Genomic DNA, 24,904 nt, shown 5'->3' on the forward strand with positions numbered 1-24,904 from the left:
TTGATTCATAGAAGACTTGAGTAACGAATTGGAATAAGGCTATGCTAAACTGGAGATAATTTGAAATTAGATGAGGGTGTGTCGGTGAAGATGATTGAGGTCATTCCTTTAGATTTTGATAAAACGAGTATAGATGAGATTGATCGGACAGCTGATTACTTGAACTATCCGGTGATTTATATTTTGAACGGACAGAAGGAAGCGTATATCGGGGAGACGGTGCATTTCCAAAAACGGATGAAACAGCATTTGAAACTGAAACAAGCAGACCGGAAGAATGTGGACCAAATCAATCTCGTGAAGCATGAGACGTTCAATCGGTCGGCGACGTTCCATCTTGAGACGAAATTGATTAACTACTTTTTAGGGGACGAGAAGTACACCTTACAAAACAAAAGCAAGACGGCAAGCGACTTCACACACAATTATTACAATAAATCGTTCTACGACAATGAGCTGTTTCCTGAGTTATGGGGTGTGCTATATAAGAATGGGCTCGTCGAAAACGACCTGCACGCCATCGAGAACAAAGACATCTTCAAATTGTCGCCGTTCAAAGAACTATCTGTGGAACAGATGGATTTAAAAGAGCGTGTGCTTGAATTCTGTGAGACACGGATTGCGAAGGCCAAGCCCGAAGACACGTATGGAGACTTGTATGTCATTGAAGGAGAGGCCGGTGTCGGCAAAAGTGTTGTACTGAGCTCCATCTTCAATACGATTCAGGCGCGAACGAATGAATCGGGTTCGAATCTGTATAAAACGGAGAACTATCTGGTCGTCAATCATGAGGAGATGCTGAAGACGTATAAAGGGATTGCCAAACAAGTCAAACACTTGAAGGCTGTCAATTTCGTCAAACCGACGCCGCTCCTTAACAAGTTAAAAGATAAGAAGGTCGATATCATTTTGGTCGACGAGGCGCACCTTCTATTGACAAAGTCAGATGCATACAACAACTTTCGGGCAGATAATCATCTCGAAGAATTGATGAAGATCGCCAAGGTTGTCATTGTCATCTTCGATCAAGACCAAGTGTTAAAGCTGAAGAGTCGGTGGGACCAAAGCAAGTTGGATGAGTTTAAAGAAAAAGCGAAGTGTTTGAAAACATATAAACTGACGAATCAGTTTCGGATGCAGGCGGATGAGGATGTCATCGATTGGATCAACGCTTTTAAAGCTAAGCAGATACAGGCATTCCCGTCGTCTACAGACTATGATTTGCGCGTGTTTGAAACGTTGGAAGAGATGCATCAAATGATTATCGAACAAGATCAGAAACATGGACTCAGTCGAGTCGTGTCGACGTTTGATTATCTTCATAAAAAGGATGGAGAAACGTATTACGTCTATGGGTCGAACGGGGAGTATAAGATGCCGTGGAATACGACGGGCGGCAAGACGACGTGGGCCGAGAAGTCAGAGACGATTGCTGAGGCCGGGTCAATCTATACAGTTCAAGGCTTTGACTTGAACTACGTCGGCGTCGTGTTAGGTCCTTCGGTAACGTACGATGAGACGAAGGATTGCTTGGTGATCGACACGAATCTCTATAAAGACACCGGAGCATATGCGGGAATTGACGGTGTCAAAGATGTCGAGTTGGCGAAAGAACAAATCGTGTTGAACTCCATCAATGTGTTGATGAAGCGTGGCGTCCGAGGACTTTACTTGTATGCGAGCAATCAAGCGTTGCGAGATAAGCTGTTACACATTCAAAGAGAGAAGGTACAGATATGAACGAAGTACAACGATTAATGGACAAAGTGATTGAATTCCGTGACGAGCGCGATTGGGCGTTCCACCATAACCCGAAAGACTTGGCATTATCGTTATCGCTCGAGGCGAGCGAATTGTTGGAGTTGTTCCAATGGGTGTCGAGCGAAGAAGCGCTCGAGACGAAACACGTCGAGATGAAAGAAGAGCTCGCAGATGTCCTCATTTACGCGCTGACGTTCGCGTATGCGGCGGGGATTGATGTGTCGCAGGCGATTGAAGAGAAGCTCGAGAAAAATGCGGTGAAATATCCGAGTCCACAATCATGAGTGAAACGCTCGAAAGGTATCCTCCAGATCAATTTATGATTCCTTGCCATTTAATCGGAAAGAATTTCTCACCTCGCGTCGCATCGGAGAAAACAGGCATTCGGTTTTATACCCAGACCGAAGTCGGGGAGATGGAGCGCATAGGAAAGCTGATTGCTACGCACGGTCATGCGTCATTTGAACCACCACTGGAATTTCAACAAATGGAAAATCCGTATATCGGACTCTTTTGGATGGTAGACACCCTTACGGAACATATCGACACCCTTCGTTCTTGTGGAGCCGACCATATTTATATCGACTTAGGTGTCATTTATTATGGTGATTTAAAGTTGGGGTTTGACCCAGACTTCTTGATGAAACTTGCAAACTTGAAGATTGAGTTTTGGATTAGTGGTTATGAAGAGAAGGGAGAGAACTCATAATGAGAGCGAAACATCGACGCCTTTTTCTCATGTATCTCAGTGTAGGTCTATTGAACATCGTCCTTTTGCTTATGATGCCGCTTTTTCAAAACGAGAGTTCAACATGGATGCTCGTCATGTTTCCGTTATTGACGATCATTTGGTTTGCGAATGCTTTCGTTCATTGGAGACATATGAAACAAGAGACGATTCAATAAAAAAACGGCTGAAGCCTAGCATCTAGATAAAATAAATTCGAAAGGAGCTCGTCATGTATCATTATCTGAACGACATATAACCTTATATTCGCGGACCGCCTTATGATTTGTCTCGAACTTACTAGACAAATCATATGAGGAGCGGATGATATGAATCGGAACATAGTAGTTTTGTTAGCAGTACGTGTGATTGCGAATTTCGCGGACAGTTTTTATTTTTTAGCATCGGTGTGGTACGTCAAAGACATGACGGACTCGTCTTTTTGGGTTGGCGTCACGACGTTTGTGGCAATGGTGCCGGTTGCGTTTCAAGTGCTATATGGACCGTTGATCGATCGTTACGCCAAAAAGAAGTTATTGCTTTGGGCAATGGCAGTGCAGGCGACTGTCTTCACAATCCTCGCGAGTTTATATGTAATAGATGAACTGTCGGTGGGGGTCGTCATTGTCGGTTTGTTCGTCGCGACGTTGGCGAGCGAATTGAGTTATCCAACGGAGTATGCACTCGTTCCGACTCTCGTTCGGGAGGCGGACCTACAAAAAGTCAATGCACTCTTCACGTTCACCAATCATAGTCTCGATATCTTGTGCAATGCGATTGCTGGGATTTTGCTGGCGCTTATTGGTGTCGGTCTCGTCTATACGAGTAACGCCATCCTCTATCTGTTTTTATTTGGGGGGATTGGCTTTTTGTTACGCATCAACGAAACAAAGGCCCACACACCAAGTGATTTTACGTATTTTGCTGATTTACAATTTGGATTTCGTTACGTATGGAAACTCGGTTCGTTTCGTACGTTGATTTTTGTCTTCACGTGCCTTAACTTCATGATTTCGATCTCGCTTGGCGTCCTCCCGATTTTGGCGACGACGGAACAGGAATACGGCTTATGGCTTGCAGCCATTTCGATTGGTACGTTATTGGGAAGCGGCTTATCGATTCGATTTGGCGTTCGTTCGTTACGATGGACATTCGTCTTGGCAACCGGATTCGGTGGAGTCGCTTGGTGCATCTCGGCATTTTGGTTGAATCGTAATTTTGGCGTGACGTTGATTTGTTTTAGTATGGCTTGGGTGGCGATTGGGATGATGGGGATTCAATTTCAAACGCTTCTTCAGCGTCAAATCGAACCTGATTATTTAGGACGCGTATTGACCGTTGTCTATGCCCTTCAAGGAATATTGGCTCCGTTCGGTTATTTACTCGGTGGAGCGCTCGCGGACTGGGTTGGAAACGGATTACTGTATCTCGTCGGGGCAGTTACCTTATTAGGTATGAGCCGCTATTTTTTGAGAAATTCTTTTTTGAAATCTTCTATTGCGATGCACGATCAAGCTGTGTGACGCAGACGCCGTACAGCCTTTCCGAAAAAGACTGTACGGTGCTTTGTTAAATCAACATGTCGAACAGTGAAGGCGAAAAACATGCGAAAAATTGTGGAGCATCATAAATGATCCATATCAAAAGGAGATCAAGAGAGTGAATGCACGAACCAAAATGTGGTAGGGGCTCGCCATCCTTCACGGGATTTCCGTATGATTTTCCCGCTGTTGCTGTGCGGGTTTCAGATTCTGTTAGCGAGACAAGAACAGGAAGTGTCCTTAGACGAATGAATGTTAGTCCGGTGAAGTCTAATACCCCTCATCCTGATATGGGTTCGCATATAAATCGATGTCAAACTCGGCACGGATCCGATGGGCGAATTGAATCGTCTTCAAATCAAACACAAGTGCAGGTGTTTGTCCTTCTTCAATCATAATCACGATGATGAATCGCGCTTTGATGTCGTCATACGTACTGTAAATGTCATCTAAAATTGGTTCTTTTTCACGAAGTTGAGCAATGATATGTTGCAGCTGATTGTTCACATCAAATGAAGGCTGATAGCCCGTACCGAGTGACCACGATGTATGTTCGCGAGGATGGGAAGAATAGCCTTTTTCACCTCGTTTGAAGGTTTCTGTAGGAATGATTCCTAGCCGACGCGTCACATCTTCGATTGAGAAATCATCGGCAAGCAGTTGGAAATAGACCAGGACTTCGGTTTGTGTAGGATTCATGAACACCCTCTTTTCTTTGTATGACAGTCTACTTGAATATAAACGATGCAATCGTAAGAAAGGAATATGAATATGACCCAACGCGAACGGTTTGATCATTTTTATGAGGCAGGGAAACGTTCCACCCGCCAAGCACTTCTTCTTGGAGTGTTCATCGTCTTACTTGGCGTCATCTTTTGGTTCACAGGCGAGCGTCGACTCGCTGAACTGGCATGGTTCGTCTTGTTCATTCCGGTCGTCTCGTTCGTCAAAGTGTGGGCGCGGACGAAAACGCTGCTCACGTTTAACGAGGCTCCTGATTATCGGCGTCTCGTCTGGTATGAATATTGGAGTGGGATGGCCGTGATTGCGATTTTTTGTATATTGATTGTGACGTTGCTGTTACGTCCCGAACAAGCGAATATTTTGATTCTCGTTGTGGCGTTCAATCTATTTGCGTGGATGGCTTCTTCTAAGATTGATCAAAAGCTTGCCGCCATCGACCCGGAACATGTGACGCATAAAGCCTATGAACGCGGTAAAGTCGGCTTCTTTCTAAAATAAAGGCAGTCAAAAAGGAGTAGCGCGCGCTACTCCTTTTCGTTTACGTGATCGACCAATTGTTTCGCTTCAAGCAGCGACAGGCCATATGTCTCACGTAAGAATTTAACGGTCGGGACCACGCCAATCGTATTGATTTTTTCTTTAATCGACGCATGAAATTCAGCATCTTGCACGATTGGTTCGGTATGGAGTTGTTTTCGTTTCAATGCACTCATATCCTTTGCTTGTTGCGCAATGATATTGATCAAGAAGGCGTTCAAAATCAATGAGGCAGTCAACATGATCGTGTTCCAATCCATTCAACCACTCCTTTCGACTTAATCATCGATGATATCGAAACTGTAAGCATTGGTGAGCGGGTTATGGATGATCAACTTATAACTGAGCTGTTGTTCGTCCACATCGTGAGTGATGTCGACATTAAGGGCGTGTCTCTATTTTTTCTTCGATTCGCTCGAGGCGCTCCACTAAGACGTCGAACTGTTGCTGCTGATGAGCCGCGGTTTGACGATCCAACTCGAGTCGCGCGTCCGCCCGCGTCTCGTAGCGACCGATAAATCGAACAATCATCACGATGACCGCGATGAGTAACGCGAGTGGGACAAGTATTGCCAATAAACTAAATAGTAACGTCATTAAAACATTCATGCTTTTTCCTCCTTTATGTAATCCATACGGCTAGTATACTTCCAAATTCAGACAAATCCAAACGATTCCCATGATGGATAAGGAAACAGCAGGTCAGTTATGCTAACAGTATCTTCTTAAAAAGGGGTGGACCTATGGCCATTTACTATACATATCAACATGCGGGCGCCTGGGAAGCCGCCAATACATGTGGCTACTTGTTTGGGAATCCGGCGTACGGCATTTTTCAAGACGAGGACTACGCGTACATCGCCCTGCTTACGACTGGCTCGCGGGACAATATGAGCAACGGACGAAAATCTCGCTTCGTGGAAACTATCCGGTTTGGTTGAGCAAAACAAGGCCAGACGTCGCACGAGGTGGCTACTTGGAACCTGGAGAACCGGGCGTCGTGCTGACCGTTGAGCTGCCGGACGCACATGTGCTCGCAGTCGAGGCCGGTTACTGGACGTTCGCGTTGAATCGGTATTTTCTCTCGTTTGAAGATCGGGAAGCCGAAAGCGAAGAAGAGTTGAAACAATCGTGGGAGAAAATGTTCGACCGCGACTGGTGCGAATCGATTGTCAACGAGTATCCGGGGACGAACACGAAATATCACTATCTCGTCGCTCGGGTTGATCTCGAGCAAGTGCTCGACGTGACGACGTTTATTGAGGAGGGTGTGTGATGGAGCGACCAACGCGACTAGGTACAGACGAGGCGGGTTACGTCATCAATCAAACAGACGTGACACGGATTCAACCGATGTTTCGGCCAGTGCTCGATGCAGTGATTCAGTTGTTGCGAGAAGAATTCGCAGAAGCGCTACATAGCGTATATGTATACGGTAGCGTCGGTCGTGGGACTGCTGTGGCCGGACGGTCCGATTTAGACGTGACGGTCATCGTCAAACGGGAAGTGGACGTTGACGTATTAAAGCGACGGACTATGCTTCTGTTGCAGGAACATCCGGAAGTAATCAAAATTGATTATGACATCGGGCTGTTGGATACAGTGCTTGAGCCCACTAATCATGTTGAATGGGGATTTTGGTTACGTCACATGTGTGCATGTGTTGACGGGACTGACTTGTCTCATCGTTTTCCGTACATGAAACCTGACGAGCGCATCAGCCGAGTGTTGAATCGAGATTTGTTCGATCAGTTACGAGAAGCGCAAGTGAAATTGAAGACAAGACGTATGACGGGAAACGAAAAACGGTCACTCGTCAAACGGATGATTCGAGGCGCGTATTTGACCATCAACGTCGACGATCAAAGTTTTGTATCGACGATCACAGACAGTCTGTTTGTGTTACGCCTTTATTTTCCGAACAGTGAAATCATAGATGACTTAGAGCGAGGCATGGAATCAGAAGAAGTACAGGATGACTGGTTGGGTAAGTTGATTGAGCAATATGAATCGTTGTTCCTTCCACGGTGATAGTCATCGATCAAAGCGACTCTTTCCGTTCTAAATCATCAAAATGAAATTCGACATGAAGCATTCCTACTAAAACGTATAACTGAATCAATGACTTAAGCAACATCGGAATATAGATGACTTCAAAAAACATAAGCCCTCGAATACGAACATACATAGCAAGGTAAGAAAATACATGAATGTTTTACCTCTTCGAAATCGAGAAAACAGGCGAATGCCTACGAGAAATGGATAGAGTAGCGTCTTGACTGTATTGGGCATTTTGGTAAATCCTTTCTAAGACGTCATCGCCCAGTGCGTGAGATGTAGTCAGTTTTTATACGGCGCCTTCTGACATCCGAATCAAAATAATGAAACGTTGTATACATGGCCGTTGAAATATAGACCGAGGCAAACGTCTTTAAATAGAGCGATAATTGAATAAAATCACCTAATATCAAAACCATCAATGGGGTCACGATGACAAATAACGCAAACGTCATCACCGATTCTGTTTTAATGAACCGATATAATATACGTATCAGCAAGATGAACGGGAAATAGAAAAAAATAAAAGAATCGCTTCACGTCGTAACGCCCTTTCCTGAGCGGTGCGCCCGAATTATGTATATTCGTCTTTTTCAGTATAATGGGAGCACCACGTATAGAGAAGGAGTATGTATATGACCAAATCAATCGCCATCATCGGGGCGGGCGTGAGCGGCTTATATGCCGCGTCGCTCCTCACTGAGAAAGGCTATGACGTCACCGTGTTCGAGGCGCGCGACCGTATCGGGGGACGGTTGTTGAGCCAAGACGGGTTCGACCTCGGCCCGACCTGGTATTGGCCAGAGACGGAGACGACAATCACGCAACTGATCGAACGGCTCAACCTTCCGACGTTCTCTCAACACACGAGCGGGGACTTGGTGCTCGAGCGGCAGTTCGGTGTCATCGAACGCCATACGCTCCCGCCAGGTCACACTGTTCCATCGATGCGACTCGTCGGGGGCATGGCCAGTTTGACGACGGCGCTCGCTTCGACACTACCGGCAGGGACAATTCAACTCGAGTCGACCGTCATCTCGATTCAACAAACTGAAGACGAGATATTGGTCGAGCTCGAAGCCGGACGGACAGCAACGTTCGAACACATCATCCTAGCTATCCCGCCACGACTCGTCTCACGCATTAGCTTCCAACCGGAACTGTCTGAAACGACGAAGGAGAAGCTGGAAAACACGCCGACCTGGATGGCCGGGCAGGCGAAAGTACTCGCCGTCTACGACCGTCCATTTTGGCGAGACAATGGTTTATCTGGTCAAGGCATGAGCTGGGCCGGGGTGTTGCAGGAAATCCATGATGCCTCGCAACCAGATGGACTTGCCGCGTTATTCGGCTTCTTCCGATTATCAGCTGCCGAACGCTCAGTGCTCGACCGGGACGAGCTGAATCGTCGCGTCATCGATCAACTCGTGCGACTGTTCGGGGAAGAGGCGCGGCAGCCGCGTGAAGTTATATACGTCGATTGGTCGAGTGATCGGCACACGGCCACGGTCCAAGACGGGGAACCGTTGATCGATTTCCCTCTTTATCAGCCGATCGCGCTCGACCCAGCTTGGGAAGGACGGCTCTCACTCGCCGGGACGGAGACGGATTCGTTGTTCGGCGGTCATATTGAAGGCGCGCTCCGGGCAGCGGAACGTGTCGTCGAGCACCTCTAACCAAAAATGCGTATCATCCCAAGCTAGGGACGATACGCATTTTTTTATTTGAACTTCTTGATCATCAACGAAAGGGCGCGATTGATCATCGTCATCTCGTCATCTTCGAGCACGGAGAACATCTCTTCGGCGAGCCGTTCCTCGATTGCATCGATTTGTTTCGAATACTCCATACCGATCGGACCGAGACGGATGAAACTCTCGCGCAAGTTGTCCGGGTTCTTCTCTTTTTTTACGAACTCACGTTGTTCGAGCACTTTGAGCACTTGGCTGACCGCACTTTTCGAGATATTCATCTTCGCGGCAATCTCGGTCGTCGTCCAAGTGTCTTGTCGTTTGAACAGGAGTAACATCTGTTCTTGCTGGTAACTGAGTTCGAATTCGTTCAACTCGGTAAAATATTTAGTGAACAACAAGTCGAGCTCGTCAATTTGACGGTACATCTCGATGACTTGCTGTTTGCGTGTATCGTTCAATCGTCGTTCTCCTTTCATCGCGTGTCACGGAACGTCTGGCTCCGCACGTATAACACGATACTGAATATTAATCCGATTATACCAAACGAGATGAGTAACGTTTGAATCGGTACGGCCAAGGCGACCAAAATCGACAGGACAGCGAACGCGATCGGCTCTAATCCGGATGCGGCGAGCGCCATGATGCTCATGACGCGTCCGATCTTATCGTGGTCGCTATGTTCTTGCATGAGCGTGACCGTCGGCAAATAGACGAGCATCAACATGAATCCGCTCGCGGCCGCAGCCAAGGCAAGGAGCGTGATGGACTGCGCCTGCGTATAGAGGAAGAAGGCCCCGATTGTCAAAAATAGGACGCGGAAGACGAAGCGTCCACGATGGACCGAGCGGAACAACAGGACGAGAAAACTAGCCACGAACGTCCCGACGGCAAGTCCACCTTCAATCAGACTCAAATCAAATGCGTTGCCGCCCCGTTCACCGACGAGAATCGGGATGCTCATGATGAGCGGTCCCATGACGAACAAGTTGACGATGGCGATCGACAACGTCCCGCTCCGTAAAATCGGTGTGCTCGAGACGTAACGGATGCCTTCTTTCAAATCGAAGATGACATCACCGAGCGACATCGCACGGGCGAGCGGAATCGAGTCACGAATCAAGCGCGGCATAATCAAGATAGCTGCGATGAAAATCAAGACGGCTGCCGTCCCGAAGCTGAGCCCGAAGCCGCCCCATGTCAGTAACGCTCCGGCGAGGAACGGTCCGAACACGAACATGAGCTCGAGCGTCCCTTGGAAGAGTGAGTTGGCGCGTTGCAACTCTTCTTGTTTGACGAGCGACGGGATTAAGGAAGACAACGCCGGATAGGACATGCCGTCGAGGAGTCCGAACACGATGGAAATCATAATCAAGGCGGACACCGAATACGCGTCCGCAAGATGCAGTGCCACGACTGCGACCATGAGAAGACCTTGCCCGAGGTTCGTCAAAAACAAGAGGCGACTTTTTTGGAATCGGTCGGCGAACACGCCGCCGAATACCATCATCACGACACGCGGCAACGAGACGGCGGTCATGATAATCCCGAGGAGGGCCGGTTGCTTCAGCACATCGATTGTGAGCCACGATACGCTCAAGAAGAAAATCGAGAAGCCGAGCGTGAGCGTCATCCCGGATAACCAGGTGAATATGAAGCGTGGATTTTGTAGCAAATTCATAAAGAAAACCTCAATCTTTCTACCTTTTAATAAAGTTAAGTTAACTAAACTATAGAAGAAAACATGTTGTTCGTCAATCGAGAGACCTATCACGAATTAATTGTAAAAAAACGGAACTTTTTTCTGGTGGAATCGTATAGTGAGATAAGAGGTGAACAAGATGAGTAAACATCAGCGTTTGAAGCAAATGGTTACCGCAAACCGAAAATGGCTTCTCGTACGACTTGGCTTTGCGATTCCAATAGGAGTATTACTCTTTTTCTTTTTACAAACCGAGACACGATCAATCTTGTATGGCAGTTTGATGATTGCATCGTTGCTGATATACGGCGTGATGATTGGACGGGAAAGTCGATTCATGAGCAGTTTCACAGACCACATTCGAGCGAAGCGAGTCATCCATATCCAATATGTGTTCGACTACATGATGGTCGTCTTTATCTGTTTGTTTTTCCCGTTGCTCATGAAGCTCGAAACAATCAGTTGGGTCCCATTCTTCATCTTCTCCTTTACAGCGTTAGCGCTAGTGATTGTCGAGCGGTTACTTGATGAGAAAGTAAAGCTGATTGATCCTGAGCAACCGACGCGTCGAGACGTCAAGCGAGAAAGTTTTTAAGGGGGGGATTTGATGACCAAGCAAGAACGCATCAATCTGATTTATAAAACCAATATAAAGACGGCCGTTCTTCAAAGTCTGCTCACGTTTCCAATGGTGTTCTGTCTCGTCGGATTGATCGAATCGGATTCATGGAACGGTTGGTACGTGGTCGGAGCGTTCGTCTGTCTGTTGCTATTAGGCGGAATCTTCTTCAAGGCGAACCGACTCGAGACCGAGTTGACCGAACGAGAGGAAGCCAAAACGATGATCGTCCGTCGGAACGGATTCGTCTTTGCGCTGTTCGTACTTTTCCTTTTGTCGTTTGTCCTGACGCTTAAGCTAGGGTGGACATACGCGTGGATATTAGGTGTAGCGGTCGGTGTCATCTATGTCGGGTATCGTTTGATCCGAAAGCAAGACGAGCGGTTGATGAACATCGATCCGGAGCATCCGATGCTTCGTGAGATACGGCTCGACAACGTCAGAGACTGAGGAGGGATGAGATGGATCGAGAAGCCCGGACTGAGGCATTGTTACAAATCTACACGACGTATCGTCGTTTCATGATTGGAAGCAGTGTCGTCATCTTTGTGAGCGCGCTTTATTTCATGATGCACACGACATATTCTGGCATGATTGCGGTGGCCAGTCTTGTGCCCACACTGTTTTTCGAATGGAAACAGACCGTCCTGTATCTTCGGTTCAATGACGACTGGACATATCGGCGTCTCGTGAAAGGACAATTCTTTATCTTGGTGGCTACCTTCCTCACGTTGTTCAGTCTCATCACCCTGTTTTTGACGGGGCAGATTCATCCGGACGTGTTGATGTGGGCGATGGTCATCGGGGCACCACCGTCTGTGTTGTTGCCGCTGTGGATGGACCGAAAACTGCTCAAACTCGACCCGGAACACGTCACGTCAAACATGCTGGCTAAAGCCAATCGTGAGAAGCTGAAGCGTCGACTTGACGGAATCAATGATTAGAAAAGGAATGGAATCGTATGACGAAACAACAACGGATTGACGAAATGAACCGATACCGTGAGCAAAAGAAGCGGCGGCGAGACATGCTATTCGCTCCTGTCCCTGGACTATTGTTTGTCACGCTGCTCGCCGATCAACTGTGGTGGGTATGGGCAGGTTTGATGAGTATATTCGCAATCGGTTCGATTGTATATGTAATACAAGAGGGCAAGGCGCTCGCCAATCTGTCTGCGGAACGGAAAGCGCAAGTCGCGACGCGAAACGTCTACTGGGTGTTAAGCGGATGGTACGTCATTATCATCGGTAGCGTGGCAAGTTATAAATTGGAGGCTCCATGGTGGACGTGGATTCTCACCATTGGGATTGCCGTCACGTTGCCGCTTTTGTATAAACGCTTCAACGAAGCTGTCCAAAGCGCAGATACAGCCCAACCGGTCCGATCTGAATTGATGACGACGCGGGGGTTGATGTGATGATCTTGACGAAACAAGAACGAATCGAGCGATTACTTGCGCATGAGGATGCGACGTGGCACTGGCGCTACTGGGGCCTTTTCTTCAGCCTTGTCGCTGTCGCGTTCATCTCGTATCAGACATCGATTTACTTACCGCTCATCCTATTTGCTGTGTATTTTCCCCAATTGTGTGTCGCGTGGTGCAAGACGAAAGTGTTGCTGACATTTAATCCGGATCCTCGCTATCGACGTTGGATTTACAGTGATTTCATCGTCGAATGGTTCATCTTTTTGCTGTTCATCTGTCTACTCGCTGCCTATCACACGGGCCTTCTCACGATTTGGCCACTCATGGTCATGTTGGTGACTGGGACGATTGGCGGGTTACTGTTTTCATACATGGTCAACCGAATCGTTCTGACATTTGATCAACATCACGTCACGAATCGGATGTTCGACGAAGCGAAAACTGAGCGCCGTACACATCAAAAGACGAGTTCCTGATAGTCGGAACTCGTCTTTTTTGATATTTCAGGACATCGGTCCTTTAGGCTCGAGCGCTCGAGGCGTAAGCTTGAGACGTACACAGTATATAGAGAGAATCGAGGAAGAGACTATGTTAGCCATTGTAATTGGACTCGTCATCGGGATTTTGTTGCCGATGCAGACGAGCGTGAACTCACGTCTGCGCACCATCGTCGGGTCACCGTTCGTCGCGTCGTTCCTGTCGTTCGCGATCGGGACGACCTTTTTAACACTTATGTTATTACTCACCGGGCAGTCGTTCGGGATTGAATCGTCCATCTTCCGAGCAGAACCGCTTTGGATGTGGTCGGGCGGCTTGTTGGGGGTCATCTTTTTAACGGGTAACATCCTCTTGTTTCCAAGGCTCGGCAGCGTTCAGACTGTCATCATACCGATTTTTGGACAGATTTTGATGGGACTGTTGATTGACCACTTCGGTTGGTTCAACTCGGCCGTCAACGTCCTCACGCCGTGGCGCGTGTTCGGGGCCTTGCTCGTATTACTTGGCGTCGTCGGGACGGTCGCACTTACGGACTGGATTAACCGTCGCCGCGGCAAACTCGTCGCCCCATCGCAGACGGGAACCGGCAATTTGAACGTCTGGCGCCTCGTCGGAATCGGGACCGGGATGATGAGTGCGACGCAGACGGCCATCAACGGCTATTTGGGAACGGTGCTCGAATCGGCTTTGAAAGGGGCGCTCGTCTCGTTCGTCGTCGGGACGGTGACGTTACTGCTCATCTTGCTCGTCTTGCGGCCGAACGTCGAAAGGGGGGGGCTACGCGGGCAGCCGTGGTGGATTTGGCTCGGCGGCATCATCGGGGCACTGTTCATCGGCGGTAATGTGTTGATCGTGCCAATGGTCGGGACCGGCATCGCCGTCGTCATCGTCATTGTCGGCTTGCTGTGCGGAAGTCTGCTCATCGACCGCTTCGGCTGGTTCGGGGCCGCGAAGAACCCGGTCACCGGGATTCAACTCGTCAGTTTACTCGTCATGGTCATCGGGATCATGCTGATTCGTTTGTCATAGGGGAGGAAAGGCATCATGCGCGGAGTACTGTTCGCCATCAGTGGAGGTTTCTTTTTGACACTGCAGAGCGTCGCCAACGCTCGCATCAGTTCAAGTATCGGGACGTGGCAGGCTGCGACGTTGACGCAATTGACGGGCTTTCTCGTCGCGCTCGTGATCATGCTCGTCGTCCGCGACCGGACGTACGTCCACATGCGTCGCGTCGAGCCGCTCTATTTGTCAGGGGGCGCGTTCGCCGCGTTCATCTTGTTCAGCAATATGACGGCCGTGCATGAGCTCGGCGTCACCCTCACCATCTCGTTGTTCTTGATTGCCCAGCTTGCCCTCGCGCTCGTCATTGACTGGCGCGGCTGGTTCGGGATGTTGCGCCGTGACTTGAACCGGACGCAACTGCTCGGGGTCGTCATGATGATTGTCGGGATTCTCGTATTGAAAGGATGACGTGCGATGGAACAGATTGAGCGTTACATGAAGCAATATGGACTAAATGAGGTGCTCCCATCATCCGTCCCCATCTCATGCACGTCCGTTACGTACCGGGGGAGGCGATTTGCATCCAAGGCGCTGAGGCCGAGCAGCTCCACTTTCTCGTCAATGGAAAGATTCGGGTGGCCCACACGTCGGCGGCCGGGAAACGGCTCGTCTTGTCGTTCAAATATCCACTCGACTTGATTGGCGACATCGAATACGTCCGCCGCACGCCGTTCTTGAACACGGTCGAGGCGGTCACGCCGGTCGAGATGCTCGTCGTCCGCTTCGAGGATCTCGCGCGTCACGCCCAAGACGATGTCACGTGGCTGCATTATCTGCTCGAAGGGATCACGAAGAAGTTTGAGATGAAGTCGCAGTCGATGAGTTTCAACTTGTTTTATCCGGTCGATGTGCGGCTCGCGAGCTATCTGTTGTCGATGACACCGGAAGAGACGACACTCGGGTCGACCGTCGATGAGTTGACCGACATCGCCGACTTGATTGGGACGAGCTATCGCCACGTCAACCGGACGCTCAAGCGGTTCGTGGAACAGGGGTTGATTGAACGGGATCGTCGGTCGATTGCCATCGTTGATCGCGCCGGATTGATTGCCGTCACCGGGGAGAGTATTTATGAATGAGGAGGACACGTCATGGCACTTGGAATGATGCTCGCGGTCATGGGCGGCATGCTCGTCTGTGTGCAAAACACGTTCAACGCCAAAGTGAAAGAACAGGTCGGGGCATGGGCGACGACGACGCTCGTGCTCGCCCTCGGCTTCTTGGCGTCACTGTTCGTCGGATTGATCAGTGAAGGAATGGCTCTGTTCGCGGTCACAGGGATGGAGACGTGGTACTGGTTCAGCGGCATCATCGGGGTCGGCGTCGTCATGAGTGTGACGCAAGGCGTTCAACAGCTCGGACCGAGCCACGCCATCTCGATTGTCATGGTGTCGCAAATCCTCTTCGCGCTCCTGTGGGACACGCTCGGCTGGTTCGGGCTCGAAGCCATCCCGTTCACGTGGAAGACAGCGCTTGGCATCGTATTGATTGTGGGTGGGGTGTTGTTGTTCCAATTGAGTGGAAAAAAAGAGACGGCTTATCAAAAAGCAAAGCAGGTCGGTTAAAACGATTTTCGACAAGTTGAACAAGTTTGCCCGTGTTCCTGCCGTTTGACGACGGTTTGGCAATGCGGGCATTTTTTTGTGAGCGAGGCGCTTGGTTGAATGGGGGAGCGGTCGCCAAACGATGACGGATAGATGGTATAAGAGCGGGTCACAATGAAGCCGACGATACCGAGCAGGACGACTAAAATCAGAATATCCATCGAAATACCTCCTAATTATTGGTATGCTACTTGTATATACGGTAAATGTCCGAATTGGTTTCAAGGAGGAACAAATGATGATGACGCGAGAAGAACGAATCGAGCAGTTACAGATACGACCGAAAAAAGGGGTCTTTAAATTATTATGGGCTACCGCGGCTGGACTAGGGCTAGGGTGGTGGATTTACGCCAATGCGTCGTTGCCACTACTTGCCATACTCTCCTTTTTGATGATGACGGCTGTCCCGCTCAGTCATGTAGCTTGGAAAAAGACACGCGTATCTGTGACGTTCAATGAAAGTCGATCCTACAAACGGTTGATTCGGGCGAAAGGCGTCATCGCGATTGCGATGTTATGGGTCATGCTCGGTCTGATGGGCGGGTATGTATCAGGATACTTCGGATTGCCGGTATTCAGCGGACTGTCGGCGGTGTTGATTGCAGGCATGTTAGTGGTTGAGACGTGGCTCGATACCCGCTTGCTTCGGATCGATCACGAGCATGTCGCGGATAGCTTGCTTGGATTTACGAAACGTGAGCGGTTGAAGAGAGGGTGGGACAAAATGTGAAACCTGTTACCTTCTTCTTTCGTAAAAGAAGGTAACGAGATTTGATTAGGGGGATTGGATGGTTGACCATAACATGAGACTTGAACGCATGATGGAGAACGATCGAAAGCGTCAAAGACAAATGTTGTATCCGACGATAGGAATCATTGCACTGTTCATTATCTATTTTTGGATGACGGACGTCCTCTTACTGTTGCCGATTATCTTGGTCGGACAGCTACCCGTGCTGTACAAAGGATGGCACCGGATGAAGTTGTTGCTCACCTTCAACGAGGATGCTCGCTACCAACAGAAAGTACGGTCCGAGTTCGGCTTGGCCGTCGGGAACATCGTGTTTCTCTTGTTGTTGATTGCGAGCTCGATGCTCGGATGGATTACGTTGCTCACATTCATCATCGTGATCATCGTCGGTCTGATCACATTTCTGGCGCTTGGGATTCGCATCGACCGTGAGTTGAAAACGATTGACTCGGAGCACGTGACCGCGACGGAGCTTGGTAAGGCGCAACTCGAGCGCGAAAAACGAAAGTCATCATGATGGGAGTACTTTACTATGGTTAATAAAAATGAACGACTAAAACAAATGGTCGAGAACGACCGTAAAGTGAACCGGACGGCACTCCTGCTCACGTTCGCGATTTTAGGAATCGCTTTTTACTTCATCTTCACGCAAGAAATCTCGTTATTGACGTTTGCCGTCATCATCATGGCGACGCAGCTGCCAAGTCTCTATCGGGCATGGCACCGGATGAATTTACTGCTCACCTTCAATGACGACGCACGCTATCAAAAGTTCGTACGCCTCGAGTTCGGCATCGTCCTCGCGAACATTATCCTGCTTGGCATCTTTATCGCCATCGCTTGGGCGATTGAAGGCTCGCTCGTCGTCTTCGCCATCATGTTGCTCGCGTTGTTCATCCCATTCATTTTCCTATCAGTGTGGGTGAATCGGAAGATTGAATTGATTGATCCAGAACACGTGACAAACCATGAGCTGCGGACGGCGCATCGCGATGAAGCGAAACGCCAGCTCAAATAAGGAGGCATCTGATGGATATGCGAGTGTTTGACATGCTCTGGTCACTTGGGACCTACGCTGTCGTGTTAGGCGGAATCATTTTTGTATTGAAGCTGATTGTCGGAAAATCGAATACAGGCAACTAAAAGAAGCATCTGACGCGACGTCAGATGCTTCTTTTCATGAAAACATGCCCACCAAGATTCCGCAGATGACCATGCCAATCGTATAGAACTTGAAGCGGTGTCGTTCCCAAAACGAGTCGGTCATCGATTTGTGACTCCGTCGCGTTTCGCAATCTTATCGCTCACTTGCTGGCCGCTCAATGTCACCATCGGCATGCCGCCGCCGGGATTGACCGTGCCGCCGACGAAGTAGAGGTTGTCGTACAGCTCGCTCTGCTTCTTGTGCTTAAAGCCGCCGTTCTGTTTCTTATCGGCGACGGTCCCATAAATCGCGCCTCGGTCCGAGCCGTACGTACGCTCGATATCATGCGGCGTCCAGACGTCACGTGTCACCGTATGTTCCCGCAACCCGTCCAAGCCCATCCGCTCGAGCTTATCGAGGACACGCTCTTCAAAGGCGGCGTAGTCCTCTGGCGTGAACGGGTTGTCCTGGATGTACGGGATGTGCGGCAAGATCTTAATGTTCTCATGCCCAGGCGGTGCCTGTGTCGGGTCGGTCTTATTGACGTTCACCAAGTAAATCGTCGGGTCGTCCGGCAACTCGTGCTGCTCGAAGATCTTGTCCATCTGTTCGTGCAAGTTCTCCGAGAAGAAGAAGTTGTGGTGACCGAGCGCCGGATACTCTTTGTTCACGCCGAGGTGGAGCACGAAGCCGGAGCTGGCGGGTTCATATTTCTCGACGAGCTTGTCGACGAACTGTTCGTCGGCTTCGACCATCTTCTGATAGAACGGGATGACTTCCATATTGGAGACAAAATAGTCGGCCGAGCGGAGCCTTCCGTCCTCGAGCTCGATGGCCGTCAGTTGACCATTCAGCGTGTGCGCGCGGACGACGCCCTGCCCGGTATGGAGCTGAACGCCAATCTCTTCCGCGAGTTTCGTCAGTCCTTCCGCGAGTTTATGCGTCCCGCCTTCGACGTACCAGCAGCCTTGGGCGTGTTGCATATAAATCATCATGTTGAGGACGGCCGGCGCGCTATACGGGGATGATCCTACGTACTTGACGTAATACGACAGCATCGTCCGTAAATGCGGGTTGTTAATCCGTTTGGCGATGCCGTCGTACATCGTCGACGTCAAATCGAATCCGAACAACGTCGAGAAGAGACCGTTCTTCGCGACCGCTTCGCGCGGCGATTCAAACCCCTCTTTCAAGTATGCCTTCTCTGTCGTGTTATAAATCCGCTCAGCGTATTTCAACAGCTCGCGGTACTCGTGCATGTCTTTGCGTGACAGTGTCGGGTTGGCGCGCTCCATCTTGTCCAAATCGTGATAGAGATCGAGCACGGTGCCATCCGGGAAGAACGAACGCCACTCGAGATCGAGACGTTTGATTGGCACGTAGTCTTCCATCCGCTTGCCGCTACCTGCGAACAGCTTCTCGAAAATTTGTGGCATCGTTAAAATCGACGGGCCGAGGTCAAAGCCGAAGCCGTCTTGTTCGAGCCGATTCACTTTCCCGCCGATATGGTCGTTCTTTTCGTACAAGGAGACGTCGTATCCTTTTTGTGTGAGCGAGATGGCCGCGGAAATCCCGCCGAGCCCACCGCCAATCACAATCACAGACTTGTTCACATTTTGCATAGACGAGCCGCCCTTCTTTCGCCAGTTAAATTTTATAAATCTAAGACATTCTTCTCCGTATACATACCCATTCGAGAAGTATTTTATCCAAATATTAACGTACAAGAGGGAACGGTAAAAGTTTCAATGTGCACGGAGACCACCCGCGACGAGCGGCCCTTCGAACGTGATCATATAGATGATGCGGGCGATGTCCTCGGCCGTTTCGGGTCGGTCGTTGTACAGCCATTCGTAAATGACCCCCATATGGGCCGAGGAAATATAGGACACGAGATAATCGGCCGGCACGAGCGCCTTCGTCTCGTCGAATAAGACTGTCGGGGAACGATGGAACAGCGCCGCATGCATGTACGACCGGAGCCGGGCCTGGAACTGCGGGTCCCCGTTCGGTCTGAGGAGCGGCTTCATCAAGATTTTATTGTCTTCGATGAAACGGATGAACGGGACGAGCAATTGATAGGATGATTCACCACGCTCTTCACCGAAGACGTGAGGGAGGTTTTTGACGAGTTTAAGTTCGGCCTCATGGAAAATCGCTTCAATCGACTTCTCCATCAAGTCGAACTTATCCACATAGTGACTGTAAAATGTCCCGCGATTGATGCCGGCCCGTTCGGTGATCGCTTTCACGGTGACCGCCTCGAACCCGTGCTCGTCAATCAACTCGAGGAAGGCACTTTTAATCAATTGTTTCGTTCGTGTGATGCGTAAATCTTCATGTCCCATCTGAATATTCTCCTTTATCCAACACTTGAGTGAAAACTGTCTGATAACCGACACGATGCCCGATATTGCCGATTGTTGGGCTTTCGGACGAGGTCTATACTGAACATATAAACCAACACGGTGTCTATTAGTCAAGTGTATATGAATCGGGCATCGAAAAGGAGAATCGCTATGGACATTCAACTGAACGGCGTCAGTAAATCGTTCGGTGACCAATTGGCCATCGACCACGTCGGCTTTACCATCAACTCAGAGGACATCTGTTGTCTGCTTGGTCCATCCGGTTCGGGGAAGACGACGCTCATCCGGCTGATGATTGGTGCCTTGAAGGCAGACAAAGGCTCAATTCGCATCGGGGAGACGGCCATGCCGAACATGAGCATGCTGCACAACATCGGCTTCATGCCACAGAACGATGGGCTGTACGACGACTTGTCGGCCGAGGCGAATCTTGAGTTTTTCGGCTCCATCTATAAGCTCGGCAAGACGGCACTGCAGCAACGCATCACGGAAGTGCTCACGCTCGTCGATTTGACGGCCGACCGCAAGAAGCTCGTCCGAAACTTCTCAGGCGGGATGAAAAAACGGTTGTCGCTCGCCATCGCCATCCTGCATCAGCCGGACGTCTTGTTTTTAGACGAGCCGACGGTCGGAATCGATCCTATTTTACGTCGCCAAATCTGGGATCAGTTTCAAGCGATTCGGGCGAACGGCACGACCATCATCGTCTCGACGCACGTCATGGATGAGGTGCTCGAGTGTGACCGGGCCGCGCTCATCTATAACGGTCGCTTGATTGCTTACGATACGGTGCCACATCTGTTAGACAAGACGGACAACGGTCGCGTTGAGGAACTGTTCCTCATCGCCGGTCGAGAAGGAGGGGCGGATCATGCGTAACTTGGCGAAGCGCGTCATCTTTCAGACGCTCAATGATAAGCGGAGTGTCGCCTTGATTTTGATTGCGCCGCTCCTCATCTTGACGCTCGTCTACTTCCTGCTCGGGGATTCGGATTATGTGCCGGTCGTCGCGGTCGATGCGTCCATGCCTGAGCAAATCGTCGATGCGCTAGAAGGGGAGACACTTGAAGTGATTATCGTGGATCTTGAGGACCCGGAGGCGTATCTTAAGGAACACGAGAACGTTGACGCTGTCCTTCTGAAAACGCCGAATTCGACGTTCCTCATGCTTCGAGAACCGTCGACCAAATCATCGAAAGCGGTGCAAGAAATACGAGACGGCTTGAACATGGTCATGCCCTCGGCGGAAGGGACGACGGCTTTCGTATATGGGGAAGCTGGCCAATCGACGTTCGATTCGTTCGGCTATGTGTTCTTGTCGCTGTTCTCGTTCTTCTTCGTCTTCATCCTGTCGGCGATGGCGCTCGTCAAAGAGCGGAGCGGCGGCACGCTCGAACGGCTCTTGATGACTCCAATCAAACGCGGGCAGGTCATCTTGGGGTATACGCTCGGCTATGGCGTATTCGCGGTCGTCCAGTCCGTCTTCATCGTCCTGTATACGATTTACGTGCTTAGGCTGACGTCACTTGGAAACATTGGCTGGGTCATGTTGGTCATGCTGCTCATGGCCGGGACGGCCGTCTTGTTCGGCGCGACGATTTCGGTGTTCGCTCGTTCGGAACTCCAAGTCGTCCAAATGATTCCGTTCACGATCATTCCGCAAGTGTTCTTCTCGGGATTGATCCCGCTCGACTTGATTCCATACGGGCTTGGCAACTTGAGCTACGTCATGCCCATCTTTTACGGGGCGACGGCCATCAAAGAAGTGATGGTGTACGGTAGCGGGTTCGCCGGCATCTGGGGCTACGTGCTCGGCTTGATTGTCTATGCCGGGGTACTCTACTTGCTCAACATGCGGGCGCTCGGGAAGTATCGGGGGCATTAAAAAAGAGTTGAGCCATTTGCTCAACCCCGATTCAACCGTCCCATCATTATCGTGTCATAGTACTTACCATCGCTCAGGCGTTTGTCATGACGCAATCTGCCTTCCTCTTCAAAGCCGTAACGCTCATAGAGTGCGACGGCTTTTTCATTCGCCTCGATGACGCTCAAATTGATTTTATGAATTCCGTTCGTCTCGGCCCAATCGATTGAAGCGCGCAATAGTGCCGAGCCGAGGCCGAATCCCCAATAGGCTTGCAACACCCCGACGCCGAACTCGACGGCATGCACTTTCCGTTTCAACGAACTGCCTTCGCAACGGGCAAACCCGACAAGGTTTCCATCGACTTCGGCGACTAGGAAGACACGGTTGGCTGTTTCGCGGTCTAGTTGAATGAGTCGTTTGAACGCAGGAGCGTCGAGATAGCCCTCGCCCGGCTCGCGGTCTAAAAATTCGGTTTCGCTGTCGATTTGAAGACGAATCAATTCAAGTCGCTTCGCATCGTTCGTCTCGGCCAGTCGAACGGTACATCGTTGACCCTCTCGGATATACGTGCGTGGTTTCATTGAGGTAGCTCCTCTTTATTGTTGATTGCGTCAAAAAAGCATCCGGGCATTCCCGGATGCAGCTTAACGTTTAAGTAGTAAAGCGACGCCGGTCACGAGAAGTGCGAGTCCGCTAAACAATCGTACTTGGTTGCAAGTCACTATCTTTCACCCCTGTAAGTCATTGTAGTCGTTCATTTTTTGGCGACGCGAAGTTTTGTCCGTTCCATCTCTTTGTAGATTGCAAGGATGTCGTTGCCATAGTTGCCTCTCGGCTGCATCGCCCATTTGCCTTGAAGGGCAGGCCAAGTTGGTGCAGATCCTCGTTTCACGTAACGGAAGCGAGGGTCCACGAGCTTCATGTTCAGTTTGTCTTTCGAAGCGTATGCTTTCAGGTGCTGAATATGGGCCGTGACGCCTTGGAAAGGCGAGCGGAACGTATGACCTTTTACCCCGTTACCGACCGTTCCGATGCCCGCATAATTATGTTGCCTCGGGAGCACGTCACCTTTGTAACTGAAGTAGCCGGTCTCCTTCAACGCTTGCGCGAACGCGACATCGCCACGGACACCTTCTTTTGCTCCGATGACGACGAACAGCTTGGCGAGCTCTTCGACGGTCACACCTTGAAGCCGGACGTTTTTCGGATTTTTCTTTTTGACAAAGTCCGCCATCTGTTGAGGTGTTAATGCTGACGTTCCCATAATAGCACGATTTTCTTTTTTTGACGCAGCTGAAACAGATGGCATCGATATAATCAACGAAAATAGGATTAAAGCAATTCCGATCGAATAAACGAACACGTTTTTCATCCTTGTTCCTCCCTATTCAATAAATAAACTATGCAAATAATACCATATATTAGGCTTTTTAATTATTTCATTTTGATTAAGCGGGAGGAATCATCCAAATTTATGCAACTAAATCGTGAAGTGCTATTTTGTAAGTGGCGAGTTTCCATTCATTCAGGTATTTTTGAAACAGGAAGAATCATCATCAGAAAAAGAAGCGACCGAAACGAAATTAGGAGGAATCGACTTTATGTTCAAAGCGTATCAGTTCCACATTCAACTTCTCGACAGCCCAACACCGGTCTGGCGCCGCTTTAGCATCCCGGCCGAGACGAACTTCAAACGGCTCCATGACGCGATTCAAATCGTTATGTGGTGGGACGACTCTCACTTGGCAAAGTTTGAAAATGATTTACGAAAGCCGACGTTCCGGTTCGTCTTATCTTCAGATGAAGCCGAGGAGCATAAGGCTCGGTTGTCTTACTTCAAGTCTAAGTCGCAATTACAAGCATTCGAACAACAGATTTATGAAATGTATCGGCAATTATCCATTCGCCAGATGAAGAACGTAAAATTGCCGACCGTCATCGAGTCGAATCCGAAACTTTACTATACGTATGACTACGGGGACGACTGGAAGCATAAACTGACGTTAGAGAAAGTCATCGACGACTATCCGTATCCATATCCGATGGTGACAGAATGGGAAGGGGAGACGCCATTCGAAGACGTGGGCGGGATGACTGGAAATCAGATGATTCAAGACATCCTAAACGATACGTCTCATCCGCAACACGAGGAGTATGTGGAAGCGTCTAAAGAAGTACAATTCTATCAAAAGGATAAAATCAATTTCCTATTGCAAGAATATGTGACTGTGAAGAGAGTGAAATGAGAAAAGCGGCGGAGTGAATATCTCTATAAAAACCCCACGATTTAAGGAAACTAAAATCAGTTGGCTTACGTAAATAGAAACGAGGTGATGGGAATGGAGAAACAAGCACGGATGCGTTCGATTCAATCGTATCAAAAAAGATGGATGCCCTTGCACGTATCCGTCGTCATCGCGGTCGGGATGTCGTTTGCGTTATTGGTTATGAATGAGTTTCAAACGGGTTATGGGATCGTCTTCTTAGCGGCGCTCGTCGTGTTGATTTATTTGGAGTGGCGCGAAAGCCAATTCATGCAACGGTTGACAGACGAACCATCCGTCCAGAAGTTCATTCGCCGCACGTATCTCGGCCGCAACGCTGTCTCGTTGTTCGGGGCCATCGGGTTCTGTTTGTTGTTTAAGAACGGATTCCAGTCAAATCTGTTCTTATGGATGATGATTTTCTTTGGTGCGGTCGCGGGCCAAGCGGCGACGACGATGTATTACGAACGCAAGATTCGCCAGCTCGACCCGGAACATCCGAGTCGGCATGACTTGAGTTTTACAAAAGGATAAACAGA

Annotated in this window: 35 protein-coding genes; 25 read left to right on the top strand and 10 right to left on the bottom strand. The window is 49.5% G+C overall.

The features are described 5' to 3' along the window. The first annotated feature begins 90 nt into the window (after positions 1-90). The 4 genes from KNP71_RS10365 (at position 91) to KNP71_RS10380 (ending at position 4,011) form a co-directional block, all read left to right on the top strand. Complete coding sequence (locus KNP71_RS10365) at positions 91-1,740, top strand: DUF2075 domain-containing protein (protein WP_214830697.1); 1,650 nt, start codon at positions 91-93, stop codon at positions 1,738-1,740. Then, the gene (locus KNP71_RS10370) at positions 1,737-2,045 is read left to right on the top strand and encodes a nucleotide pyrophosphohydrolase (RefSeq protein WP_214830645.1); all 309 of its coding nucleotides are present in this window, start codon (positions 1,737-1,739) and stop codon (positions 2,043-2,045) included. Before KNP71_RS10365 ends, KNP71_RS10370 begins: the two co-directional genes overlap by 4 nt. Continuing rightward, positions 2,042-2,470, top strand: coding sequence for a hypothetical protein (locus tag KNP71_RS10375; protein ID WP_214799865.1), 429 nt, complete (start codon positions 2,042-2,044; stop codon positions 2,468-2,470). The genes KNP71_RS10370 and KNP71_RS10375 overlap by 4 nt, the downstream gene beginning before the upstream one ends. 347 nt (positions 2,471-2,817) lie before the next feature. Then, positions 2,818-4,011, top strand: coding sequence for an MFS transporter (locus KNP71_RS10380; protein ID WP_214830647.1), 1,194 nt, complete (start codon positions 2,818-2,820; stop codon positions 4,009-4,011). 288 nt (positions 4,012-4,299) lie between these two features. Here KNP71_RS10380 and KNP71_RS10385 read toward each other — a convergent pair whose 3' ends face one another. Continuing rightward, positions 4,300-4,728 carry a DUF4279 domain-containing protein gene (locus tag KNP71_RS10385; RefSeq protein WP_214830649.1) on the bottom strand — a complete coding sequence of 143 codons (429 nt, stop codon included), beginning with the start codon at positions 4,726-4,728 and terminating at the stop codon, positions 4,300-4,302. Between the two features lie 72 nt (positions 4,729-4,800). Between KNP71_RS10385 and KNP71_RS10390 the strand changes: the two genes are divergently transcribed. After that, a complete protein-coding gene (locus tag KNP71_RS10390; RefSeq protein ID WP_214830651.1) occupies positions 4,801-5,271 on the top strand; it encodes a hypothetical protein in 471 nt (156 codons plus the stop codon). A gap of 26 nt (positions 5,272-5,297) precedes the next feature. Here the strand turns inward: KNP71_RS10390 and KNP71_RS10395 are convergent, their stop codons facing one another. Together KNP71_RS10395 and KNP71_RS10400 are read right to left on the bottom strand one after the other, a co-directional pair. Beyond that, a complete protein-coding gene (locus tag KNP71_RS10395) occupies positions 5,298-5,570 on the bottom strand; it encodes a hypothetical protein (RefSeq protein WP_214830653.1) in 273 nt (90 codons plus the stop codon). A 121-nt stretch (positions 5,571-5,691) separates the two neighbouring features. Further along, positions 5,692-5,919, bottom strand: coding sequence for a hypothetical protein (locus KNP71_RS10400; protein WP_214720099.1), 228 nt, complete (start codon positions 5,917-5,919; stop codon positions 5,692-5,694). A gap of 134 nt (positions 5,920-6,053) precedes the next feature. On the opposite strand from KNP71_RS10400, the gene KNP71_RS16045 reads away from it, so the two are divergent. The 4 genes from KNP71_RS16045 (at position 6,054) to KNP71_RS10415 (ending at position 9,044) form a co-directional block, all read left to right on the top strand. After that, positions 6,054-6,251: a hypothetical protein gene (locus KNP71_RS16045; RefSeq protein ID WP_353049150.1), complete on the top strand. Its 198-nt coding sequence runs from the start codon at positions 6,054-6,056 to the stop codon at positions 6,249-6,251. Beyond that, positions 6,218-6,586 (top strand): hypothetical protein, encoded by a 369-nt coding sequence (locus KNP71_RS10405; protein ID WP_353049149.1) that lies wholly within the window; start codon positions 6,218-6,220, stop codon positions 6,584-6,586. The genes KNP71_RS16045 and KNP71_RS10405 overlap by 34 nt, the downstream gene beginning before the upstream one ends. Further along, complete coding sequence (locus KNP71_RS10410) at positions 6,586-7,341, top strand: nucleotidyltransferase domain-containing protein (RefSeq protein ID WP_214830656.1); 756 nt, start codon at positions 6,586-6,588, stop codon at positions 7,339-7,341. The genes KNP71_RS10405 and KNP71_RS10410 overlap by 1 nt, the downstream gene beginning before the upstream one ends. 662 nt (positions 7,342-8,003) lie before the next feature. Beyond that, a complete protein-coding gene (locus KNP71_RS10415; protein ID WP_214830657.1) occupies positions 8,004-9,044 on the top strand; it encodes a flavin monoamine oxidase family protein in 1,041 nt (346 codons plus the stop codon). Between the two features lie 44 nt (positions 9,045-9,088). On the opposite strand, the gene KNP71_RS10420 is transcribed toward KNP71_RS10415, so the two are convergent. After that, complete coding sequence (locus KNP71_RS10420) at positions 9,089-9,520, bottom strand: MarR family winged helix-turn-helix transcriptional regulator (RefSeq protein WP_241764615.1); 432 nt, start codon at positions 9,518-9,520, stop codon at positions 9,089-9,091. Between the two features lie 14 nt (positions 9,521-9,534). Continuing rightward, positions 9,535-10,740 carry an MFS transporter gene (locus KNP71_RS10425; RefSeq protein ID WP_214830658.1) on the bottom strand — a complete coding sequence of 402 codons (1,206 nt, stop codon included), beginning with the start codon at positions 10,738-10,740 and terminating at the stop codon, positions 9,535-9,537. A 160-nt stretch (positions 10,741-10,900) separates the two neighbouring features. On the opposite strand from KNP71_RS10425, the gene KNP71_RS10430 reads away from it, so the two are divergent. The 9 genes from KNP71_RS10430 to KNP71_RS10470 all read left to right on the top strand — a co-directional run bounded on the left by KNP71_RS10430 (position 10,901) and on the right by KNP71_RS10470 (position 15,931). Then, the gene (locus KNP71_RS10430; RefSeq protein ID WP_214830659.1) at positions 10,901-11,356 is read left to right on the top strand and encodes a hypothetical protein; all 456 of its coding nucleotides are present in this window, start codon (positions 10,901-10,903) and stop codon (positions 11,354-11,356) included. Between the two features lie 12 nt (positions 11,357-11,368). Beyond that, positions 11,369-11,830, top strand: coding sequence for a hypothetical protein (locus KNP71_RS10435; protein ID WP_214830660.1), 462 nt, complete (start codon positions 11,369-11,371; stop codon positions 11,828-11,830). A gap of 11 nt (positions 11,831-11,841) precedes the next feature. Next, positions 11,842-12,324: a hypothetical protein gene (locus KNP71_RS10440; protein WP_214799843.1), complete on the top strand. Its 483-nt coding sequence runs from the start codon at positions 11,842-11,844 to the stop codon at positions 12,322-12,324. A gap of 17 nt (positions 12,325-12,341) precedes the next feature. Further along, on the top strand, positions 12,342-12,797 hold the full coding sequence (locus tag KNP71_RS10445; RefSeq protein ID WP_214799841.1) for a hypothetical protein: 456 nt from the start codon (positions 12,342-12,344) through the stop codon (positions 12,795-12,797). Further along, positions 12,797-13,282, top strand: a complete 486-nt coding sequence (locus KNP71_RS10450) for a hypothetical protein (RefSeq protein ID WP_214799839.1) — start codon at positions 12,797-12,799, stop codon at positions 13,280-13,282. Before KNP71_RS10445 ends, KNP71_RS10450 begins: the two co-directional genes overlap by 1 nt. A 112-nt stretch (positions 13,283-13,394) precedes the next feature. Beyond that, the gene (locus KNP71_RS10455; protein WP_214830661.1) at positions 13,395-14,333 is read left to right on the top strand and encodes a DMT family transporter; all 939 of its coding nucleotides are present in this window, start codon (positions 13,395-13,397) and stop codon (positions 14,331-14,333) included. Between the two features lie 15 nt (positions 14,334-14,348). Continuing rightward, complete coding sequence (locus tag KNP71_RS10460; RefSeq protein ID WP_214716089.1) at positions 14,349-14,774, top strand: DMT family transporter; 426 nt, start codon at positions 14,349-14,351, stop codon at positions 14,772-14,774. A 77-nt stretch (positions 14,775-14,851) separates the two neighbouring features. After that, positions 14,852-15,445: a Crp/Fnr family transcriptional regulator gene (locus KNP71_RS10465; protein ID WP_251131513.1), complete on the top strand. Its 594-nt coding sequence runs from the start codon at positions 14,852-14,854 to the stop codon at positions 15,443-15,445. Between the two features lie 12 nt (positions 15,446-15,457). Further along, on the top strand, positions 15,458-15,931 hold the full coding sequence (locus KNP71_RS10470) for a DMT family transporter (protein ID WP_214830662.1): 474 nt from the start codon (positions 15,458-15,460) through the stop codon (positions 15,929-15,931). Here the strand turns inward: KNP71_RS10470 and KNP71_RS10475 are convergent. Further along, the gene (locus KNP71_RS10475) at positions 15,928-16,131 is read right to left on the bottom strand and encodes a hypothetical protein (RefSeq protein ID WP_214799836.1); all 204 of its coding nucleotides are present in this window, start codon (positions 16,129-16,131) and stop codon (positions 15,928-15,930) included. The genes KNP71_RS10470 and KNP71_RS10475 overlap by 4 nt on opposite strands. 77 nt (positions 16,132-16,208) lie before the next feature. Between KNP71_RS10475 and KNP71_RS10480 the strand changes: the two genes are divergently transcribed. Genes KNP71_RS10480 through KNP71_RS10490 form a run of 3 tightly spaced genes read left to right on the top strand, consistent with a single transcriptional unit; the run spans position 16,209 to position 17,739 of the window. Then, positions 16,209-16,700 carry a hypothetical protein gene (locus KNP71_RS10480; RefSeq protein ID WP_214799835.1) on the top strand — a complete coding sequence of 164 codons (492 nt, stop codon included), beginning with the start codon at positions 16,209-16,211 and terminating at the stop codon, positions 16,698-16,700. 58 nt (positions 16,701-16,758) lie between these two features. Beyond that, positions 16,759-17,238 carry a hypothetical protein gene (locus KNP71_RS10485; protein ID WP_214799834.1) on the top strand — a complete coding sequence of 160 codons (480 nt, stop codon included), beginning with the start codon at positions 16,759-16,761 and terminating at the stop codon, positions 17,236-17,238. A 15-nt stretch (positions 17,239-17,253) separates the two neighbouring features. After that, positions 17,254-17,739, top strand: a complete 486-nt coding sequence (locus tag KNP71_RS10490) for a hypothetical protein (RefSeq protein WP_214799833.1) — start codon at positions 17,254-17,256, stop codon at positions 17,737-17,739. Between the two features lie 245 nt (positions 17,740-17,984). Here the strand turns inward: KNP71_RS10490 and KNP71_RS10495 are convergent, their stop codons facing one another. Both KNP71_RS10495 and KNP71_RS10500 read right to left on the bottom strand, forming a co-directional pair. Next, positions 17,985-19,487, bottom strand: coding sequence for a phytoene desaturase family protein (locus tag KNP71_RS10495; protein ID WP_214799832.1), 1,503 nt, complete (start codon positions 19,485-19,487; stop codon positions 17,985-17,987). Positions 19,488-19,610: 123 nt separating this feature from the next. Beyond that, on the bottom strand, positions 19,611-20,213 hold the full coding sequence (locus tag KNP71_RS10500) for a TetR/AcrR family transcriptional regulator (protein ID WP_214799831.1): 603 nt from the start codon (positions 20,211-20,213) through the stop codon (positions 19,611-19,613). Positions 20,214-20,384: 171 nt separating this feature from the next. Here KNP71_RS10500 and KNP71_RS10505 point away from each other — a divergent pair, with 171 nt between their 5' ends. Further along, positions 20,385-21,113, top strand: coding sequence for an ABC transporter ATP-binding protein (locus tag KNP71_RS10505; RefSeq protein ID WP_214830663.1), 729 nt, complete (start codon positions 20,385-20,387; stop codon positions 21,111-21,113). Continuing rightward, positions 21,106-22,119, top strand: a complete 1,014-nt coding sequence (locus tag KNP71_RS10510) for an ABC transporter permease (RefSeq protein WP_214830665.1) — start codon at positions 21,106-21,108, stop codon at positions 22,117-22,119. Before KNP71_RS10505 ends, KNP71_RS10510 begins: the two co-directional genes overlap by 8 nt. Before the next feature lie 20 nt (positions 22,120-22,139). Here the strand turns inward: KNP71_RS10510 and KNP71_RS10515 are convergent, their stop codons facing one another. Continuing rightward, on the bottom strand, positions 22,140-22,682 hold the full coding sequence (locus KNP71_RS10515) for a GNAT family N-acetyltransferase (RefSeq protein WP_214799828.1): 543 nt from the start codon (positions 22,680-22,682) through the stop codon (positions 22,140-22,142). A 173-nt stretch (positions 22,683-22,855) separates the two neighbouring features. Then, entirely contained in the window at positions 22,856-23,365 is a 510-nt protein-coding gene (locus KNP71_RS10520) for a glucosaminidase domain-containing protein (RefSeq protein ID WP_251128757.1), read from the bottom strand. A 337-nt stretch (positions 23,366-23,702) separates the two neighbouring features. Here KNP71_RS10520 and KNP71_RS10525 point away from each other — a divergent pair, with 337 nt between their 5' ends. Both KNP71_RS10525 and KNP71_RS10530 read left to right on the top strand, forming a co-directional pair. Next, positions 23,703-24,347, top strand: a complete 645-nt coding sequence (locus KNP71_RS10525; protein WP_214756886.1) for a plasmid pRiA4b ORF-3 family protein — start codon at positions 23,703-23,705, stop codon at positions 24,345-24,347. A gap of 93 nt (positions 24,348-24,440) precedes the next feature. Then, positions 24,441-24,899 carry a hypothetical protein gene (locus KNP71_RS10530; RefSeq protein ID WP_029596155.1) on the top strand — a complete coding sequence of 153 codons (459 nt, stop codon included), beginning with the start codon at positions 24,441-24,443 and terminating at the stop codon, positions 24,897-24,899. Positions 24,900-24,904: the final 5 nt, after the last annotated feature.

The sequence above is a fragment of the Exiguobacterium sp. s56 genome (assembly GCF_018618255.1).
Classification (GTDB): Bacteria; Bacillota; Bacilli; order Exiguobacteriales; family Exiguobacteriaceae; genus Exiguobacterium; species Exiguobacterium chiriqhucha.

Bases quoted from the DNA above. Each gene is read 5' to 3' on its own strand.
- KNP71_RS10365 (WP_214830697.1), top strand. From the start codon at position 91: ATGATTGAGGTCATTCCTTTAGATTTTGATAAAACGAGTATAGATGAG.
- KNP71_RS10370 (WP_214830645.1), top strand. From the start codon at position 1,737: ATGAACGAAGTACAACGATTAATGGACAAAGTGATTGAATTCCGTGAC.
- KNP71_RS10375 (WP_214799865.1), top strand. From the start codon at position 2,042: ATGAGTGAAACGCTCGAAAGGTATCCTCCAGATCAATTTATGATTCCT.
- KNP71_RS10380 (WP_214830647.1), top strand. From the start codon at position 2,818: ATGAATCGGAACATAGTAGTTTTGTTAGCAGTACGTGTGATTGCGAAT.
- KNP71_RS10385 (WP_214830649.1), bottom strand. From the start codon at position 4,728: ATGAATCCTACACAAACCGAAGTCCTGGTCTATTTCCAACTGCTTGCC.
- KNP71_RS10390 (WP_214830651.1), top strand. From the start codon at position 4,801: ATGACCCAACGCGAACGGTTTGATCATTTTTATGAGGCAGGGAAACGT.
- KNP71_RS10395 (WP_214830653.1), bottom strand. From the start codon at position 5,570: ATGGATTGGAACACGATCATGTTGACTGCCTCATTGATTTTGAACGCC.
- KNP71_RS10400 (WP_214720099.1), bottom strand. From the start codon at position 5,919: ATGAATGTTTTAATGACGTTACTATTTAGTTTATTGGCAATACTTGTC.
- KNP71_RS16045 (WP_353049150.1), top strand. From the start codon at position 6,054: ATGGCCATTTACTATACATATCAACATGCGGGCGCCTGGGAAGCCGCC.
- KNP71_RS10410 (WP_214830656.1), top strand. From the start codon at position 6,586: ATGGAGCGACCAACGCGACTAGGTACAGACGAGGCGGGTTACGTCATC.
- KNP71_RS10415 (WP_214830657.1), top strand. From the start codon at position 8,004: ATGACCAAATCAATCGCCATCATCGGGGCGGGCGTGAGCGGCTTATAT.
- KNP71_RS10425 (WP_214830658.1), bottom strand. From the start codon at position 10,740: ATGAATTTGCTACAAAATCCACGCTTCATATTCACCTGGTTATCCGGG.
- KNP71_RS10430 (WP_214830659.1), top strand. From the start codon at position 10,901: ATGAGTAAACATCAGCGTTTGAAGCAAATGGTTACCGCAAACCGAAAA.
- KNP71_RS10435 (WP_214830660.1), top strand. From the start codon at position 11,369: ATGACCAAGCAAGAACGCATCAATCTGATTTATAAAACCAATATAAAG.
- KNP71_RS10440 (WP_214799843.1), top strand. From the start codon at position 11,842: ATGGATCGAGAAGCCCGGACTGAGGCATTGTTACAAATCTACACGACG.
- KNP71_RS10445 (WP_214799841.1), top strand. From the start codon at position 12,342: ATGACGAAACAACAACGGATTGACGAAATGAACCGATACCGTGAGCAA.
- KNP71_RS10450 (WP_214799839.1), top strand. From the start codon at position 12,797: ATGATCTTGACGAAACAAGAACGAATCGAGCGATTACTTGCGCATGAG.
- KNP71_RS10455 (WP_214830661.1), top strand. From the start codon at position 13,395: ATGTTAGCCATTGTAATTGGACTCGTCATCGGGATTTTGTTGCCGATG.
- KNP71_RS10460 (WP_214716089.1), top strand. From the start codon at position 14,349: ATGCGCGGAGTACTGTTCGCCATCAGTGGAGGTTTCTTTTTGACACTG.
- KNP71_RS10465 (WP_251131513.1), top strand. From the start codon at position 14,852: ATGCACGTCCGTTACGTACCGGGGGAGGCGATTTGCATCCAAGGCGCT.
- KNP71_RS10470 (WP_214830662.1), top strand. From the start codon at position 15,458: ATGGCACTTGGAATGATGCTCGCGGTCATGGGCGGCATGCTCGTCTGT.
- KNP71_RS10475 (WP_214799836.1), bottom strand. From the start codon at position 16,131: ATGGATATTCTGATTTTAGTCGTCCTGCTCGGTATCGTCGGCTTCATT.
- KNP71_RS10480 (WP_214799835.1), top strand. From the start codon at position 16,209: ATGATGACGCGAGAAGAACGAATCGAGCAGTTACAGATACGACCGAAA.
- KNP71_RS10485 (WP_214799834.1), top strand. From the start codon at position 16,759: ATGGTTGACCATAACATGAGACTTGAACGCATGATGGAGAACGATCGA.
- KNP71_RS10490 (WP_214799833.1), top strand. From the start codon at position 17,254: ATGGTTAATAAAAATGAACGACTAAAACAAATGGTCGAGAACGACCGT.
- KNP71_RS10495 (WP_214799832.1), bottom strand. From the start codon at position 19,487: ATGCAAAATGTGAACAAGTCTGTGATTGTGATTGGCGGTGGGCTCGGC.
- KNP71_RS10500 (WP_214799831.1), bottom strand. From the start codon at position 20,213: ATGGGACATGAAGATTTACGCATCACACGAACGAAACAATTGATTAAA.
- KNP71_RS10505 (WP_214830663.1), top strand. From the start codon at position 20,385: ATGGACATTCAACTGAACGGCGTCAGTAAATCGTTCGGTGACCAATTG.
- KNP71_RS10510 (WP_214830665.1), top strand. From the start codon at position 21,106: ATGCGTAACTTGGCGAAGCGCGTCATCTTTCAGACGCTCAATGATAAG.
- KNP71_RS10515 (WP_214799828.1), bottom strand. From the start codon at position 22,682: ATGAAACCACGCACGTATATCCGAGAGGGTCAACGATGTACCGTTCGA.
- KNP71_RS10520 (WP_251128757.1), bottom strand. From the start codon at position 23,365: ATGGGAACGTCAGCATTAACACCTCAACAGATGGCGGACTTTGTCAAA.
- KNP71_RS10525 (WP_214756886.1), top strand. From the start codon at position 23,703: ATGTTCAAAGCGTATCAGTTCCACATTCAACTTCTCGACAGCCCAACA.
- KNP71_RS10530 (WP_029596155.1), top strand. From the start codon at position 24,441: ATGGAGAAACAAGCACGGATGCGTTCGATTCAATCGTATCAAAAAAGA.